Annotated in this window: 15 protein-coding genes; 13 read left to right on the forward strand and 2 right to left on the reverse strand. The window is 70.2% G+C overall.

Going from position 1 to position 15,684, the window contains the following annotated elements:
• Positions 1-168: 168 nt before the first annotated feature.
• The 12 genes from ACFWGD_RS11550 to ACFWGD_RS11605 all read left to right on the forward strand — a co-directional run bounded on the left by ACFWGD_RS11550 (position 169) and on the right by ACFWGD_RS11605 (position 12,009).
• Positions 169-1,536 (forward strand): dicarboxylate/amino acid:cation symporter, encoded by a 1,368-nt coding sequence (locus tag ACFWGD_RS11550; protein ID WP_377778841.1) that lies wholly within the window; start codon positions 169-171, stop codon positions 1,534-1,536.
• A 1,051-nt stretch (positions 1,537-2,587) separates the two neighbouring features.
• Positions 2,588-2,806 carry a translation initiation factor IF-1 gene (infA, locus tag ACFWGD_RS11555; protein ID WP_035121276.1) on the forward strand — a complete coding sequence of 73 codons (219 nt, stop codon included), beginning with the start codon at positions 2,588-2,590 and terminating at the stop codon, positions 2,804-2,806.
• 246 nt (positions 2,807-3,052) lie between these two features.
• The gene (gene rpsM / locus ACFWGD_RS11560) at positions 3,053-3,421 is read left to right on the forward strand and encodes a 30S ribosomal protein S13 (protein ID WP_046650837.1); all 369 of its coding nucleotides are present in this window, start codon (positions 3,053-3,055) and stop codon (positions 3,419-3,421) included.
• 2 nt (positions 3,422-3,423) lie between these two features.
• Positions 3,424-3,828 carry a 30S ribosomal protein S11 gene (gene rpsK / locus ACFWGD_RS11565; RefSeq protein ID WP_046650836.1) on the forward strand — a complete coding sequence of 135 codons (405 nt, stop codon included), beginning with the start codon at positions 3,424-3,426 and terminating at the stop codon, positions 3,826-3,828.
• A gap of 23 nt (positions 3,829-3,851) precedes the next feature.
• On the forward strand, positions 3,852-4,457 hold the full coding sequence (gene rpsD, locus ACFWGD_RS11570) for a 30S ribosomal protein S4 (RefSeq protein ID WP_377778842.1): 606 nt from the start codon (positions 3,852-3,854) through the stop codon (positions 4,455-4,457).
• Positions 4,458-4,613: 156 nt separating this feature from the next.
• A complete protein-coding gene (locus ACFWGD_RS11575; RefSeq protein WP_377778843.1) occupies positions 4,614-5,630 on the forward strand; it encodes a DNA-directed RNA polymerase subunit alpha in 1,017 nt (338 codons plus the stop codon).
• A 42-nt stretch (positions 5,631-5,672) separates the two neighbouring features.
• Positions 5,673-6,203, forward strand: a complete 531-nt coding sequence (gene rplQ, locus ACFWGD_RS11580; protein WP_377778844.1) for a 50S ribosomal protein L17 — start codon at positions 5,673-5,675, stop codon at positions 6,201-6,203.
• Between the two features lie 198 nt (positions 6,204-6,401).
• Entirely contained in the window at positions 6,402-7,322 is a 921-nt protein-coding gene (truA, locus tag ACFWGD_RS11585) for a tRNA pseudouridine(38-40) synthase TruA (RefSeq protein ID WP_377778877.1), read from the forward strand.
• 48 nt (positions 7,323-7,370) lie between these two features.
• Positions 7,371-9,683 (forward strand): DUF6541 family protein, encoded by a 2,313-nt coding sequence (locus ACFWGD_RS11590; protein WP_377778845.1) that lies wholly within the window; start codon positions 7,371-7,373, stop codon positions 9,681-9,683.
• 118 nt (positions 9,684-9,801) lie between these two features.
• Positions 9,802-10,503, forward strand: coding sequence for a hypothetical protein (locus ACFWGD_RS11595; protein WP_377778846.1), 702 nt, complete (start codon positions 9,802-9,804; stop codon positions 10,501-10,503).
• 138 nt (positions 10,504-10,641) lie between these two features.
• Entirely contained in the window at positions 10,642-11,172 is a 531-nt protein-coding gene (locus ACFWGD_RS11600; protein WP_377778847.1) for a type IV toxin-antitoxin system AbiEi family antitoxin domain-containing protein, read from the forward strand.
• Positions 11,173-12,009, forward strand: coding sequence for a nucleotidyl transferase AbiEii/AbiGii toxin family protein (locus tag ACFWGD_RS11605; RefSeq protein WP_377778848.1), 837 nt, complete (start codon positions 11,173-11,175; stop codon positions 12,007-12,009).
• 3 nt (positions 12,010-12,012) lie between these two features.
• Here ACFWGD_RS11605 and ACFWGD_RS11610 read toward each other — a convergent pair whose 3' ends face one another.
• Positions 12,013-13,044, reverse strand: a complete 1,032-nt coding sequence (locus tag ACFWGD_RS11610) for a hypothetical protein (RefSeq protein WP_377778849.1) — start codon at positions 13,042-13,044, stop codon at positions 12,013-12,015.
• Between the two features lie 122 nt (positions 13,045-13,166).
• Here ACFWGD_RS11610 and eccB point away from each other — a divergent pair, with 122 nt between their 5' ends.
• Complete coding sequence (gene eccB / locus ACFWGD_RS11615; protein WP_377778850.1) at positions 13,167-14,465, forward strand: type VII secretion protein EccB; 1,299 nt, start codon at positions 13,167-13,169, stop codon at positions 14,463-14,465.
• Here eccB and ACFWGD_RS11620 read toward each other — a convergent pair.
• A complete protein-coding gene (locus tag ACFWGD_RS11620; protein WP_377778851.1) occupies positions 14,372-15,676 on the reverse strand; it encodes a S8 family serine peptidase in 1,305 nt (434 codons plus the stop codon). The two genes, eccB and ACFWGD_RS11620, sit on opposite strands and share 94 nt — an antisense overlap.
• Positions 15,677-15,684 lie beyond the last annotated feature (8 nt).

The following is a 15,684-nucleotide window of genomic DNA, read 5'->3' on the forward strand; positions in this document are numbered from 1 at the left end:
CCGGGCCGTCGCAAAGTGACGCAACAGTCGCCCGGTGCGCGGGAGGCGGGAATACCTGAAGTATTCTCAGGTCCATGCCCGCGCCCGGTGACCCCACCTGCGCGACCCGCGGCGACGACCGCGGGCCCGCACGTGGCGCGGCCCCGAACTCCGATTGATCGAGGTCCGATGAATTCCTCCCGCATACTCAACTCGCTGCTGTTCAAGATCATCGTGGCGATCCTGCTCGGCATCGCCTGCAGCTTCTTCTTCCCGGACTGGCTGGCGAGGGTGTTCGTCACCTTCAACTCGCTGTTCAGCGGGTTCCTCGGGTTCTTCGTGCCCGTGCTGATCTTCGCCCTGATCACGCCCGCGATTTCGTCGCTGGGGCGCGGCGCCGGCAAGTGGCTCGGCGTCACCGTCGGCATCGCGTACGCGTCGACGATCATCTCCGGGCTCATGGCCTACGGCGTGTCCGTGGCCACGTACTCGTGGCTGCTGGCGGACCAGCAGCTGTTCGAGGCCGCCGACATCGACGAGGGTGGTTTGTCTCCGTACTTCACCATCGAGATGGATCCGCCGTTCGCGGTGATGTCGGCGCTGCTGCTGGCGTTCACCGTCGGCATCGCCATGACGGCCGTGAAGTCGGACACGCTGCAGGAGGCCGCGGAGGAGCTGCGGTCGGTGATCATGAAGGTGATCGAAAAGTTCGTCATCCCGCTGCTGCCGCCGTTCATCTTCGGCATGTTCCTGTCGATGGGCATGAACGGCAACCTCACCGAGACCCTGTCGGCGTTCCTGAAGGTCCTGGTGCTGGCGACGCTGATGACGTGGGTCGTGCTGATCCTCCAGTACCTGCTCGCCGGCGCGTACGCGGGCGTCAACCCGTTCCGGGCGCTGAAGAACATGCTGCCGGCGTACTTCACCGCGCTGGGCACGTCGTCGTCGGCGGCGACCATCCCGGTGACGCTGAAGTCGACGCGCAACAACGGCGTCAGCGAGTCCGTCGCCGGTTTCGTCGTGCCGCTGGGCGCGACGGTGCACCTGTCGGGTTCGATGATGAAGATCGGCCTGTTCGCCTTCGCCGTCATGTACCTCACCGACGCCGAGCTGTCGTTCGGCATGGCGCTCGGGTTCATCCTGATGCTGGGCATCATGATGGTCGCGGCGCCGGGCGTGCCGGGTGGCGCCATCATGGCGGCGGTCGGCCTGCTGCAGACGCAGCTCGGTTTCGACGAGTCGCAGATCGCCTTGATGATCGCCGCGTACATCGCCATCGATTCCTTCGGCACCGCCTGCAACGTCACGGGCGATGGTGCGATCGCGCTGACCGTCAACAAGATGGCGCGCGGCGATCTGGGCGGCGAGAAGTTCAACGATCCGCTGCCGGCCGCCGCCACCGCCGATGACGCCAAGGTGGATAGCGCCAACACCAACGTCGACTCCGCAGGCTCCGCCGACTCGGCCAAGCCCGCCAACCCCGCCGACTCGGCCAACCCCGCCGCCGGGTACGACCCCCTGCGTTCCGACGACTCCGCCTGGGGCCCGAACCGCTAGCTGCCGCCCGGCCCGCTTGGTGACGGCCGACGGGGCTGCACGTTTGACGAGTGTGCGCCACGAGGCCCGTACCGCACACTCGTGGGCGGCATGGGGGCTGCACGTTTGACGAGTGTGCGCCAGGGGGCGTGTATCGCACACTCGTGGGGGAGATGGGGGCTTCAGGTTTGACGAGTGTGCAGTAGAGGGCGTGTGCCGCACACTCGTGGGGGAGCGGCGTCGTCGCAAAGCTGTGGGCGGGTCCGTGCCCGCGTGCCCGTGCTCGCATAGGCGGACAGCTCCCGGAGTGCGCCGCCCGGCCCGCGCCATCTCCCATCTTTCATCTCCCATTGCCCTGCGCCGGCACCCTCCCGCTCCCGTGTGCTGGCCGTCCGAGAGCGGTCCCGTGCCCTATGGGTGCCACCGATTTTCGCGACCTGCGGAAATGCGTTTGTCAAGCGGCGTTGGTATCTATAGGGCACGAGACCCGTGTGCGGATCGTGGGAGCCGCTCGGGGAATGGTCGGATGATGGTCGGGGGCCGGCCGGAGTGTGGGCGCGGGGCTGGCCGGGGAGGGGACGCGGGGCCGAGGGGTGCCTCGCCTGCCGCACTTCGCTTGCTTGACGACGGCCGGCGGGGCTTCACATTTGACGAGTGTGCGCCAGGAGGCCTGTACCGCACACTCGTGGGCGAGATCGGGGCTTCACATTTGACGAGTGTGCGCCAGAGGGCGTGTACCGCACACTCGTGGGGGAGCGGCGTCGTCGTAAAGCTGTGGCCGGATCCGCGTGCGTGCCCGAGCGTTCGTGCCGGTCCTTGTGTGGCGGTGGCCGGGTCCGTGCCCGTGCCGGCGCGTCCGTGCCAGTCCTCGCTTGGCGGAGTCGGATGCCGGAGCGCGCGCGGCGGCCCGCGCGGGACGTGACCAACGCCATTTTGAATAACCGCAGCTCGCGGGTAGGGTGGTCCGTTGGCGAGGGACACGTGTGCCCGAGCCGCGCCGCGGCATTGCCGCGCAACGTAGCAAAGACATCAGCCAACGGGCCCATAACGGGGCCCGAGAAACGTGGAGGACATGGCTAAGGAAGGCGCAATCGAGGTTGAGGGCCGCGTCGTCGAGCCCCTGCCGAACGCGATGTTCCGAGTGGAGCTGGACAACGGGCACAAGGTGCTCGCCCACATCAGTGGAAAGATGCGCCAGCACTACATCCGCATTCTCCCGGAGGACCGGGTCGTCGTGGAGCTTTCCCCGTACGACCTGGAACGCGGCCGAATCGTCTACCGCTACAAGTAAGACTCCATCACTCCACCGTCCTAGCGGAACGTGACGCCCACCCAGGTGGGCACGGGGAAGACCAGCACGCCCGGCACTCGCCGGAACCGCGCCCTTCCCGGCGTCCCGTCAGAACACCTCCGGCAACGGTGGCCGGAGCCCCGCGCTTTTCAACCCGCCCACCCGGCGTCCGACCGGGCCACGGCGGGGTCTCGGGCGGGGACGGCAGTGGAGCAAACCACCGCACCAACCGGAAGGAATTGCCTAATGGCACGCCTTGCTGGAGTTGACCTGCCGCGCAACAAGCGCATGCAGGTCGCTCTCACCTACATCTACGGCATCGGCCCCGCCCGTGCCTCCGAGCTGCTGGACAAGACCGGCATCTCCCCGGATCTGCGCACCGACGATCTGTCGGATGAGCAGGTCTCGTCCCTGCGCGACGTCATCGAAGCCACCTGGAAGGTGGAGGGCGACCTCCGCCGCGAGGTTCAGGCCGACATTCGCCGCAAGATCGAGATCGGCTGCTACCAGGGCCTGCGCCACCGTCGTGGCCTGCCCGTCCGTGGCCAGCGCACCAAGACCAACGCTCGTACCCGCAAGGGTCCGAAGAAGACGATCGCCGGGAAGAAGAAGTAAACATGGCAGCTCCGAAGTCCGCCCGCGGCCGCCGTACCGGCCGTCGCGTCGCGAAGAAGAACGTGGCCCAGGGCCACGCCTACATCAAGTCCACCTTCAACAACACCATCGTGTCCATCACGGACCCGAAGGGTGCCGTCATCTCGTGGGCCTCGTCGGGCCACGTCGGGTTCAAGGGCTCCCGCAAGTCCACCCCGTTCGCCGCTCAGATGGCCGCCGAGAACGCTGCGCGCAAGGCGCAGGAGCACGGCATGAAGAAGGTCGACGTGTTCGTCAAGGGCCCGGGTTCGGGCCGCGAAACCGCCATCCGTTCCCTCCAGGCCGCCGGCCTCGAGGTCAGCTCGATCTCCGACGTGACCCCGCAGCCGCACAACGGCTGCCGTCCGCCGAAGCGTCGTCGCGTCTAAGAGAAGGGAAAGAGGAGAACAAAATGGCCCGTTATACCGGACCCGCAACCCGTAAGTCCCGTCGTCTCCGCGTCGACCTCGTCGGCGGCGACATGTCCTTCGAGCGCCGCCCCTACCCGCCCGGGCAGGCCGGCCGCGCCCGCATCAAGGAGTCGGAGTACCTGCTCCAGCTGCAGGAGAAGCAGAAGGCCCGCTTCACCTACGGCGTCATGGAGAAGCAGTTCCGCCGCTACTACGCCGAGGCGAACCGTCGCACCGGCAAGACCGGCGACAACCTCGTCATCCTGCTCGAGTCGCGCCTGGACAACGTCGTGTACCGCGCCGGTCTGGCGCGCACCCGCCGCCAGGCCCGTCAGCTGGTGTCGCACGGCCACTTCACCGTCAACGGCAAGAAGATCAACGTGCCGTCGTTCCAGGTGACGCAGTACGACATCATCGACGTGCGCCCGAAGTCGCGCAAGATGCTGTGGTTCGAGGAGGCCCAGGAGACCCTGGTCGACGCCGTCGTCCCGGCTTGGCTCCAGGTCGTCCCCGAGACGCTGCGCATCCTCGTGCACCAGCTGCCCGAGCGCGCCCAGATCGACATTCCGCTGCAGGAGCAGCTCATCGTCGAGTTCTACTCGAAGTAAGGCTTCGCGCGGGCCCCTCGCGGGTGCCCGCCGGACCACTTCGACCCGGCTTTGCGACGACGACGGTCACCGTCGTCAAGCGGAAAAGCCGGGGCACCTTCGCATCCCCATTCCCTAGGCGTCAAATAGCGGTCGCCACCAGGAGGATCACATCTCATGCTCATTTCCCAGCGTCCCACGCTCACCGAGGATTTCATCGATTCCTCCCGCTCCCGGTTCGTCATCGAGCCGCTGGAGCCGGGTTTCGGCTACACCCTCGGCAACTCGCTTCGCCGTACCCTGCTGTCGTCCATCCCGGGCGCGGCGGTCACGAGCATCCGCGTTGACGGCGTGCTGCACGAGTTCACCACCATCCCGGGCGTGAAGGAGGATGTCTCCGACATCATCCTGAACATCAAGGGCCTGGTGCTGAGCTCGGACTTCGACGAGCCGGCCACCGTGTACCTGCGTCGCGAGGGCGGCGGAGCCGTCACCGCGGCCGACGTGGAGTGCCCGGCGGGCGTGGAGATCCACAACCCGGATCACCACATCGCCACGCTCAACGAGTCGGGTCGCCTGGACATCGAGATGGTCGTCGAGCGCGGCCGCGGTTACGTTCCCGCCCAGCCGAACTCCGGCGGCGAGATCGGCCGCATCCCGGTCGACCAGATCTACTCCCCGGTCCTGAAGGTCAGCTACAAGGTCGAGGCGACCCGCGTCGAGCAGCGCACCGACTTCGACAAGCTGGTCATCGACGTGGAGACGAAGAACTCCATCACCGCCCGCGACGCCATGGCGTCGGCCGGCAAGACCCTGGTGGAGCTCTTCGGCCTGGCCCGCGAGCTCAACGAGGCCGCCGAGGGCATCGAGATCGGCCCGTCCCCGCAGCAGAACGAGGACATCGCCGCCTACTCCATGCCTATCGAGGACCTGGACTTTTCCATGCGCTCCTACAACTGCCTGAAGCGCGAGGAGATCCACACGGTCGGCGAGCTCGCCGCCCGCACGGAGTCGGATCTGCTGGACATCCGGAACTTCGGCGACAAGTCCATCAACGAGGTCAAGGTCAAGCTCTCGGAGCTGGGCCTGTCCCTGAAGGATTCGCCGAACGATTTCGACCCGTCCACCGTTGAGGGCTACGACGCCGAGACCGGCGAATGGACCGAGGACGCGGAGGTCGGCTACGACGAGTAGCCGCTGACAGCGCACGCGACTTAAAAACACGAGGAGAATCCCATGCCCAAGCCCAAGAAGGGCGCCCGTCTCGGCGGCTCCGCTTCCCACCAGAAGAAGATTCTGGCGAACCTGGCGAAGCAGCTGTTCGAGCACGGCCAGATCAAGACCACCGACACCAAGGCCAAGCTGCTGCGCCCCTACGCGGAGAAGCTGATCACCAAGGCCAAGGGCGGCACCCTGGCGGACCGCCGCAACGCCGCGAAGCTGCTGAACGACAACTACGTCGTCCAGCACCTTTTCGACGAGCTGGCGCCGAAGTTCGCCAACCGCGAGGGCGGCTACACCCGCATCATCAAGCTGGGTAACCGCAAGGGCGACAACGCCCCCATCTCGCTGATCGCCCTGGTCACCGAGGAGACCGCTTCCGCCGAGGCGACCCGCGCCACCCGCGCGGCCGCGTCGAAGAAGGCCGAGGAGGCCGAGCAGGCCGAGCCGACCGAGGAGGAGGCCCCCGAGGTCGAGGCCGAGGAGTCCACCGACGCCGAGGCTGAGGCCGAGGCCAAGGACGCCGAGAAGGCCGACGAGAAGTAGGCCCCCGCGGCTCCGCTTTTCACGCGAGCGCCCCACCACCCGTTGATCCGGGAGGTGGGGCGCTCGCCGTTTTCGTCCCGGGCGCGGTTTTCGTCTCGGACGCGGTTTTCGTCCCCGCCTGGTTTGTGCCCGGGCGCCGGGGCGGGGGAGGATTGGCGCGTGCATGATGCGGACGTGAATGAGCGGGAATCCCCCGAGATGGTGCGCCTGCGCCTGGACATCGCCTACGACGGCACGGATTTCCACGGCTGGGCGGCGCAGGGCGGGGCGTCGGGGGCGAGCCTGCGGACGGTGCAGGGCACCATCGAGGATGCGCTGTCGAAGGTGCTGCGCCAGGATGCGCAGCTCACCGTCGCCGGCCGCACGGATGCCGGGGTGCACGCGCTGGCGCAGGTCGCCCACGTCGACGTCACGCGGGAGTCCCTGGACACCCGTTCCATCGCGGGTGATCCGACCCGGCTGGTGCGGCGGCTGGCGCGGCTCTTGCCCGATGACGTCTCCATTCGGGCCTGCTCCTTCGCCCCGGATGGCTTCGACGCGAGGTTTTCCGCTTTGCGACGCCACTACGTCTACCGCATCACCACCGCAGATGCCGGGCCGCTTCCGACCCGTTCGCGGGACACCGCGGCATGGACCAGGAAGGTCGACCTGGACGTGCTGCAGGCCTCGGCGGAGGTCCTCGTCGGCCTCCACGACTTCGCCGCGTTTTGCAAGCACCGCCCGAATGCCACGACCATCCGCGATCTGCAGGCCTTCGAGTGGCGCGATGCGTCGACCCCGTCGGAGCCGGAACTGTACGAGGCCCGCGTCACCGCGGACGCCTTCTGCTGGTCGATGGTGCGGTCTCTGGTCGGTTCCTGCTTGGCGACGGCCGAGGGACGGCGCGCACGCGACTTCACCGAGGGGCTCCTCGAGGAGCGCGAGCGGTCGCCGCTGGTGCCCGTCGCGCCGGCCAAGGGCCTGGCGCTGGCCGGGGTGGATTACCCCGATGACGGCGAGCTGGCGGCCCGCGCGATGAGGACCAGGGACGTCCGCGTACTGCCCGGCGAGGAGCACCGCGCCGTGGGCAAGGGCTGCCCGGACACGAACCCGTGGTTCGACGGAATGCCCGACCGCTAGACTGGCCGGGTCCCGCATTCCCCCAGTGTCCCCGGAGGCGCATCAACCGTGATCTGGCCCGCCATCGTGATGGTCCTGCTTCTCGTCGCCCCCGGGGCGATCCTCGCCGTGGCCTCGGGCCTGCGCACGGGGTGGGCGGTGGCCGCCGGCCCCGCGCTGACCTTCGCCGTCACCGGCCTGGCCGGGTGGCTCTTCGGCGCCGTCGACGTCGCCTACACCACCGTCACCGTCGCACTGGCGTGGCTGGCGATGGTCGCCCTCGCGCTGGTGTGGCGGCTGCTCTGGCGCAAGCGCGGCAGGGCGTCCGACGAAGCATCTGCAGAGGCACCGGGGGAGGTACCGGCAGAGGTCTCCGGGGAATCGTCGTCACGCAGGGAGCCGGGCCGATGGGGGCGCGCCCTCATCGCGCTGCCGGCCGCCGTCGGCGTTGTCGTGGCCTTCACGACCCTCGCCTGGGCGTCCCTGTCGCGGATGAACCGGTCGCCCGGCGGCATCGAATCCATCCAGCAATCCTGGGACGTGCACTGGCACGGCGCCGTGATCAAGTACGCGCTGGACACCGGCATGGTGTCCTCGGCGCGCATGGGCGAGATCCAGAACCTGGAAACCGGCGGCGACATGTACTACCCGGCCGCCTGGCACGCCTTCGGCGCCACGCTTTCCGACGTGTCGGGGATGAGCGTGCCGGCCACCGTCAACATCCTGGGCCTGGTAGCCCCGGCCCTGCTGCTGCCTATCGGCGCGGCGGCGCTGGCGTGGCGGATGATCGACCGCGGCGGGTGGACGGCGTCCATCGGCGCGGGCCTGGCCGCCGTGGTGACCACCGCACTGCCGGTGCTGGCGCCCATCGGCATCTACGTCGGCGCCTGGCCCTACCTGTTGGGCATCGCGCTGACCGGCGTCGCCTTCGCGGTGCTGTCGTCGGTGCCGCACGCGCCGATCCGCATGTTCGCCGGCGCGCTGGCGCTCATCGGCATCGGCCAGCTCCACCCCTCCGGCGTGCCCGCCACCGCGCTGCTGCTGGGCATCTGGTGGCTGTTCGGCCGCCTGTGGCGCCCGGCCCGCCCGGAGCTCGGGGCGGTCAAGGCGCGGCTGCGCGACGTCGGGCTGCTGGCGGTGCCGGGCGTGGCCGCCGCGGCGCTGCTGCTGCCGCAGTGGCTGTCCGGCGAGCGCCAGGCCGAGGACATCCGCGCCGAGACCGCCACGGTCGACGTCGACCGCTTCGGCGCCTGGTACCGCGCGGTGACCATGCTCACCCGCCACGCGGAGGACTTCGGCACCGTCAAGCCGGCGGTCATCATCGGCCTGCTCGGCCTGGTCGTCGTCGCCGTGCTCATGCGCCGCGCCTGGCCGGTCGTGGCGTGGGCGGTGTCGGTGGTGTTCACCGCGCATGCGATCAACACGTTCGGCGGGGCCTTCGGCGACGCGCTGGGCATCTACACCGGCCTGCACTACTCGACGCCGCACCGCCTGGTCCTGCAAACCGCGCTGCTCTACGCCGCTGCCGCCGGCGCCGCCGTGGCCCTGGTGCTCGCGGCGGTGGGGGCGTACGCGGGCCGTCGCAAAGCAACGGGCGACACCTTCGCCGACCGGCTCGCCCGCACGCGGACCGGCCAGGTGCCCGTGATCGGCCTGCTCGTCGCGGCGGCGCTGACCGCCGGCTTCGTGCCGTGGGCCGTCCACCGCATGGCGCCCGTCAACGACCACGCGTACCTGCAGATCCGCGACAACCGCCTGACCAGCGAGCGCGACCTGCGCGCCTTCGACTGGCTGGCGCAGCAGCCGGAAGCCCACGAGCACCGGGTGTTCACCAACCCCAACGAGGGCTCGGCGTGGATGTACATGCGCAACGACATCCCGACCGTCTTCCGCCACTTCGTGTGGCCCGACGCCGACAAGACCACCGCGACGTCGATGGTCTACTGGCACACCGACAAGATCGGCTGGGGCGAGCCGTGGAGCCCGACCGCCGCCAACCAGGTCGACCTGGCGCTGAAGAAGCTCGACATCGGCTTCATCTACGTGTCGCCGCCGTACTTCTGGGGCGACCAGCGCATCAACATGCGCATGCAGGAGGGCGCGTGGTGGTCGCGCGGGCTGACGCCGGTGTACCGCGACGGGGAGGTCACCATCTACGCCGTCAATGCGGCGATCGACCCGGAGCGCATCGAGGAGATGCGCAAGCAGTCGCCGATGGACATGCCGCCGATGACCACCCGCGGCGAGGCGGGCGTGGCGCAGCCCGGCGACGACGATTACGACGACCCGCACGCCTGGGTGCCGGACTTCTCCGAGGCCTACCGCGGCGAGGGCTCGATCCTGCCCGAGGGGCAGGAGCCGCTGACGCTGAAGGCGAAGTAGGGGAGACCCCGGCCGGCCGCCCGATCACACCCGCCACATCCGTGACATGCATCACGGGGTGGCGGGTTCGCCGCTTTTGGGTGGGTTCACCCGCCGCGACAACGTAGGGTGTGTGACCATGCGCAAGTTCCCCACGTTCGCCGCCCTCGCCGCTTCGGCCATGCTGCTCGCCGGTTGCTCCGGCGGCAGCGTCGACACCGGGTCCGAGACGATCGCCGATACGTCGGCGACGCCGCAGCCCAGCGCCAGTGAGCTGGCCGAGCGCCCGGAGACCCCGCAGGCGCCGTCGTCGGGCCCGACCGTGGCGGAGGTCCCCGAGGATCGCTTCATGCCGCCGGGCGCCCAGGGCGCGCGGATCTTCCGCCTCGCCGATGGGGCGACGGAGTGCTTCGCCAACGCGCTCGGCCCGGATTCCTTCCTCACGTGCCGCACGAACTTCGCCAACCCCCCGATGGTGCAGAGCTACGACGGCGGCGACGTCCCCGCCAACGCCGTGACGTGGTCGCCGGGTGCGGCGCCGACGTTCGCGCACATGAACTTCCCGGACAACGGCTTCGCCCCGGAGACCCTGCACCCCTATGAGCGCGTGAGCTTCTTCGGCTTCACCTGCACCGCCTACGGCGACGCGACGGTGGAGTGCTCGGGACCGGGCGGCCGCGCGTCGCTCGACGCCGGCAACGTCACGGGTGCGGAGGTCCCGGAGGCCAAGCCGGCCCCGGCCCCCGCCCCGGAGCAGGCTCCCGCGCCGGCCGCCCCGGAGCTGCCGGGCATCGAGCTGCCGGGCGTGCCGGACATCTTCGGCCCGCAGCCGGGCCAGTAGGGCACGGCTTTACGACGACGCCCGTCACCCCTTCGCTGGAATCTTGAACCGTACCGTTTTCGGTACGGTTCAAGCGTTTCTCGGGCTCCAGTAAACGTTGACCTGCTCAAAGCGTACCGATAATGGTACGGTTTAAGCATGGTGGGAACGTATCGGGACAGGCTTCGCGCCGTGGCGGCCGACAACGACGGCTATGTCACGCCACGGTTGGCCGAAGATGCCGGTGTGCCGGCCGTCGAGCTGCGCAAGTTGGCGGCTCGCGGTGCCTTCGAAAAGAAAATGCGGGGCGTTTACCGCGATGCGTTTCATCCGGCGGGCGTGAACGATCCGCTGAGAGAGCTTCTCCTGTCGTTGGGCGAGGGGGCACATTTGGCGGCCGAGACGGTGCTTGCCCTGCATGGCCTCGGGGACGTCAATCCCCGCCGCGTGTACGTGGCATCCCCGCAGCGTCACCAGCGTGCGCTTCCGGAGAATGTCGTCCTGCTCAAGGCAATCGACGGGGCCCGGGTGACCTACGTCGACGGGTTGCCGTGCCAACCCGTATCTGATGCACTTGGGGCAGTGCGGGGGAAGCTGCTCGGGGAAAGGTTCGATGAGGCGCTCGACAGGGCGCTGCACGAGGGGTTGATCCGTGCTCGCGACCATGACGAGCTAAGAGAAAGTTCCTGAATGACGTATGCCAGCGAACCCTCCAACCTTTCTTCCCTGAACCGGCGATGCAACAACCTCGAAGGGAACGATCAGCTCTCCGTCACTCGCAGGCAAAACCTGATGGCGTTGGTCGTCGTCGGACAATTGCTTCCGGAGGGCGTGGCGAAAGGTGGGAGCGCCATGGCCCTTCGATATGGGGCTGAGGCGCGCTTCACTTCGGATTTCGATGCGACGCGGAGACGTGCGGAGAGCGAATTCAAGGAACAATTTGCCAATCGGTTGGAGGAAGGCTGGTGCGGCTTTACCGGCGTACTCAAGCAACTGCCTGCGCCGGTGCCGCGAGGTGTTCCCGGTGAGTACGTGATGACCCCGTTCGAGATCAAGCTTCAGTTCAGGGGCAAGAGCTGGAAGACAGTGAAGTTCGAGCTGGGCCACGATGAGGTCGGCGGGGCAGAGGCCGGCGAACGCATGATGTCCGAAGATCTGGCGGTGCTGTTCACCGACCTCGGTTTTCCTGAACCTGGTCCGGTGAAGGTCATGCGCGCCGAGAATCAGATCGCGCAGAAACTCCATGCGGCGACATGCCCGGGGAGCGACCGGGCCCACGACCTGATTGACCTCCAGCTCCTTTTGTCCAATGAAGACATCGACTTCGTTTTGGCGCGGGAGCTGTGCGTGCGCACATTTCGCTACCGGCGTGGGCATGCCTGGCCACCAAAGGTCACCGAGAACGAATCCTGGAAAACCGTCTACGAGGCTGCTGCCGACGAGCTCGGGCCGGATGCGAAGGTCGGTGACCTGTCGGAAGCCATTACGTGGACTCGGCGATTGATCGACAAGATCGACCGCGCCTAGCCGTCAGACCTTCGCCGAAAAGATCGGCAGTGGCCTGACGGGCGTTTTCTCGTCCCCGATGGCCAGATGCCACGCATGGTCCCCGATGATCAGGCGCGGCACCGGGACCGGGCCGGGGGCGGATGAGGGGGCGGCGGGGTCGTCGCAAAGCATGATCGTGGCGACCGGCGCGGGCCTGGCCACGCGGGCCCTGCCGTCGAGGACGAGCACGTCCAGGGTTGCATCGCCGGCGGTGGTGACCAGGACCGCGCCGTGGTCGAGCAGCGGCCCGAACGCGGCCGGGCGGTGCGTGCGGATGCCCACGCGCGCGCCGGTGATGAGCGTGGGCACGAGGAGATCCGGAAGCCGTGCGGGAGCGGCGACGACGTCGAGGCGCTCCAGTGACGGCAGCGACATGACCAGCGGGCCTCCGTCGCGCGAGGTGCCGACCAGCTGGGCCGGGGCGCGCGGGACGTCGACGTCATGGGCGGGCGTGAACCAGAGATGCGGGCGGCGGACGTGGCCGCGGCCCGGGGCGCGCGCCAGCAGGCGATCGGGAGTGGTGGCGGACGCGGTGTCCGAGCCGGTGCCGGCGACCGCGCCGAACTCCCCGGCGGACAGCGGCCGCGCGCGGAAGCCGAGCAGCCCCAGGCGGTGAATGAAGAATTCCAGGCGCGCCCCGTCGTGCTCCGCGGGGCCTCCGACCAGCACCGAGGTCCACGGTGCCTCGGCGACGCCCAACTGGTCGGCGAAACCCCGGTAACGGTGCGCGGCCTCGCCCGCGTGGCGCGCCGGGCTGCGGTGCACGGCGACGACGTCGACGGGGACGGGGCATTCGGCCACGGCGTCGACCAGCGCCGACATGGGCAGGACGTCGTTGGCCGCGGCGACGATGCGGGCCCCGTTCGACGGCGCGGGATGCGGGCCGCGCCACCGGTCGCGCAGTGCCCTGCCCCGGACCGGGACGTGCACTCCGGCGACGGTGGCCGCCGAACCGCCGACCAGCAACGCCGCAGCGTTGTCCCCGATGAACCCGGCCAACGCCGACCAATCCATTGCGCCACCCCCGGCATCCCCGCGCGCCGCCCCAACGGCGGCCGTCGACGGGCAGCGTAACCGCGGCTGGCCTAGGCTGCCCGGCGAAGACATTGGGTGCCGACGATTCGGGGGGACGTCTCATGCCTCGCACTCCAACCACGCCCGCGCAGATCAGCGGGCACCGATTCCTGGTCCGACGCGTGGAGCACGCGCTGGTGCGCGCCGATGCCCGGATGCTCCACGATCCGCTGCGCACGCGCGGCCGGGCGGTGGCCGCGGGGGCGGCGCTGCTGGTCCTGGTGCTGGCCGGGACGGTGATCATGGGGCTGATCCGCCCGCGCGACGGTGCCGCCGACGGCGACCTCGTCCTGGTGCGCGACACCGGCGCGCTGCACGTGCGCATCGACGACCGCATTCACCCGGTGGCCAATCTCGCCTCGGCCCGGCTGGTCCTGGGCCAGCCGGTGGAGCCGGTGCGGGTGGGCCCGGGTGCGCTTGACGACGTCGTGGCCGGCCATCCCGTGGGCATCCCCGGCGCACCCGCGATCGCCGCGGCCGAGCCGCCGGGAGCCCCGGCGGCGGTGGGCGTGTGCGAGAACGCCGAACCCGCGCTGCACGAGCCGATCGCCGTCCGGGAGACGGTGGCGCGCACCGGCGCGCTGCCCGCCGACGATGGCGTGGCGGCGCTGCTGCACGACGGCGACCGACTGTGGCTGGTCCATGGCGGCCGGCGGGCGCTCATCGATGCCTCGGACCCCACGGTGGCGCGGGCGCTCGGGCTGGCGGCGGCGCCGGTGCGGCCGGCCGGGCCGGCACTCCTCGGGGCGCTGCCGGAGATCGCTCCCGTCGCCGTCCCGGAGCTGCCCGGTGCCGGTGAACCGGCGCCGTGGCCGGCGCCGTTCGACAGGGTCGGCCGGGTCGTCGAGGTCGCCGAGCGGCGCGTGGTGGTGCTGGCCGACGGCGCCGTGGATGTGCCGCCGGTGGTCGCCGAGGTTTTCGCCGCCCGCTTCGGCACGGCGGTCGCCACCGAACCGGACTTGGCCGCCGTGCCCGTCGCCGCCGCCCCCGATGCCAGCTCGCTGCCCGCGGACATCACGGGGTGGGCACCTGCCGACGGCTGGTTGTGCGTGGACGCGGATGAGAGGGCGACGGTGGTGACCGTCGGGAAGCAACCCTCCGGGGTCGTGCCCTACCCGCAGGCGGACGGCGCGGGCCCGGCCATGGACGGGTTCGCCGGCGGCGCGCCGGGCACCGTCGCCGTGGACACCGGCGCCGGCGTGCACCTGGTCACACCGGAGGGCACGCGGCACCAGGTCGAGGATCGGCGCACGCTGGCCGCGCTCGGCTATCCCTCGGCGGTGCCGGTGCCGTGGCGGGTGCTGTCGTCCCTGCGCGAGGGGCCGGAGCTGACGCGAGCGGCGGCGTTGGCGGCCGTGTGAGCGGTGCCCGCTGACCATAGGATTGCGGCGGTGACCACCGCCGCAACGACCAGGGCCAGCGCCCGCACCCGCAGGCCGGGCGCCGGATCGACCGGTTCGGCCGGAGGGGGAGGTGCTGCGGCGGCATCGGTGCCGCCGTCGGGGCCGCCCGCCCACGTCACCGCCGCGACGGGGTCGACCATGCCGACGCCGATGCCCGGCGCAGAGGACACCGGCGACGACGTCGCGGTGATGATGCCCCGGACCTGAACCGGCGACAATTCCGGGTGGCGCGACAGCAGCAGCGCCGCCGTTCCGGAAACCAGCGGGGCGGCGAAGCTCGTGCCGACGATCGGGGCCGTGCGCGACCCCGTGATCTGGAGATCGGCCATGGTCTCGCCATCGGGTGCGGGGCCCACGACCGGTCCGCCCGGGGCGGCGACGTCGACCCAGTCGGCGGCCACGGCGTACCCGGCGGGGACGGCCTCTGCGGGGGCTGCGTCGGCTGGAGCGGCCTCGACGGCGACGGATTCTGCGGCGGTGACGGCGATGACCTCGTCGAGGATCGCCGGCCACGCCACGGCCCCCTCGGGGCAATCGCCGCCGGTGTTGCCCGCGGCGGCGACGATCACCGCACCGGACTCTTCGGCGCGCAGCACGGCGGCGGTGACCTCCGGGGCACCGGGCGGGACGACGCCGGGCGGCGCGCACGAGGTCAGCGACACGTTGATGACCCGCGCGCCGCGCTCCACCGCCGCATCGATGGCGGTGGCCAGCGACCCCAGCGTCCCCTCTTCGCCGGTGGTGTGGCGGATGCTCAGCAGCGTCGCCCCCGGTGCGACGCCCGCGACCGTGTCGTTGCCAGGGCGACCGGCGGCCAATCCCGCGACGAAGGTGCCGTGGGCATCGCAGTCGTGGAACGCCCCGGCCCCGCCGGTGACGTCGCCGCCGTCGAGCACCCCGCCGAGCCGAGGATGGTCGGCCACCCCGGTGTCGATGATCGCGATGGTCACCCCGGCGCCGTCGGCCAGCGCCCATGCATCGCGGAAGCGCAGGGCCCGCTCGGCGACGGTCGGCCGGGCCAGGATCGCCGGCGACGATGCCGCCGTGGTGGTGCAGCGGGTTTGGGCGAGGGCGGTGTGGGTGGAGACCGTGGAAGGAAAGGGGGCGGAGGGGAAGAGGGTGGCCGTCGCAAAGCAGCACAGTGCCGCCGACCAGGCGGCGGCGCGCATCGCCGGCC

The organism is Corynebacterium sp. NPDC060344 (genome assembly GCF_042725215.1).
Lineage (GTDB): Bacteria > Actinomycetota > Actinomycetes > Mycobacteriales > Mycobacteriaceae > Corynebacterium.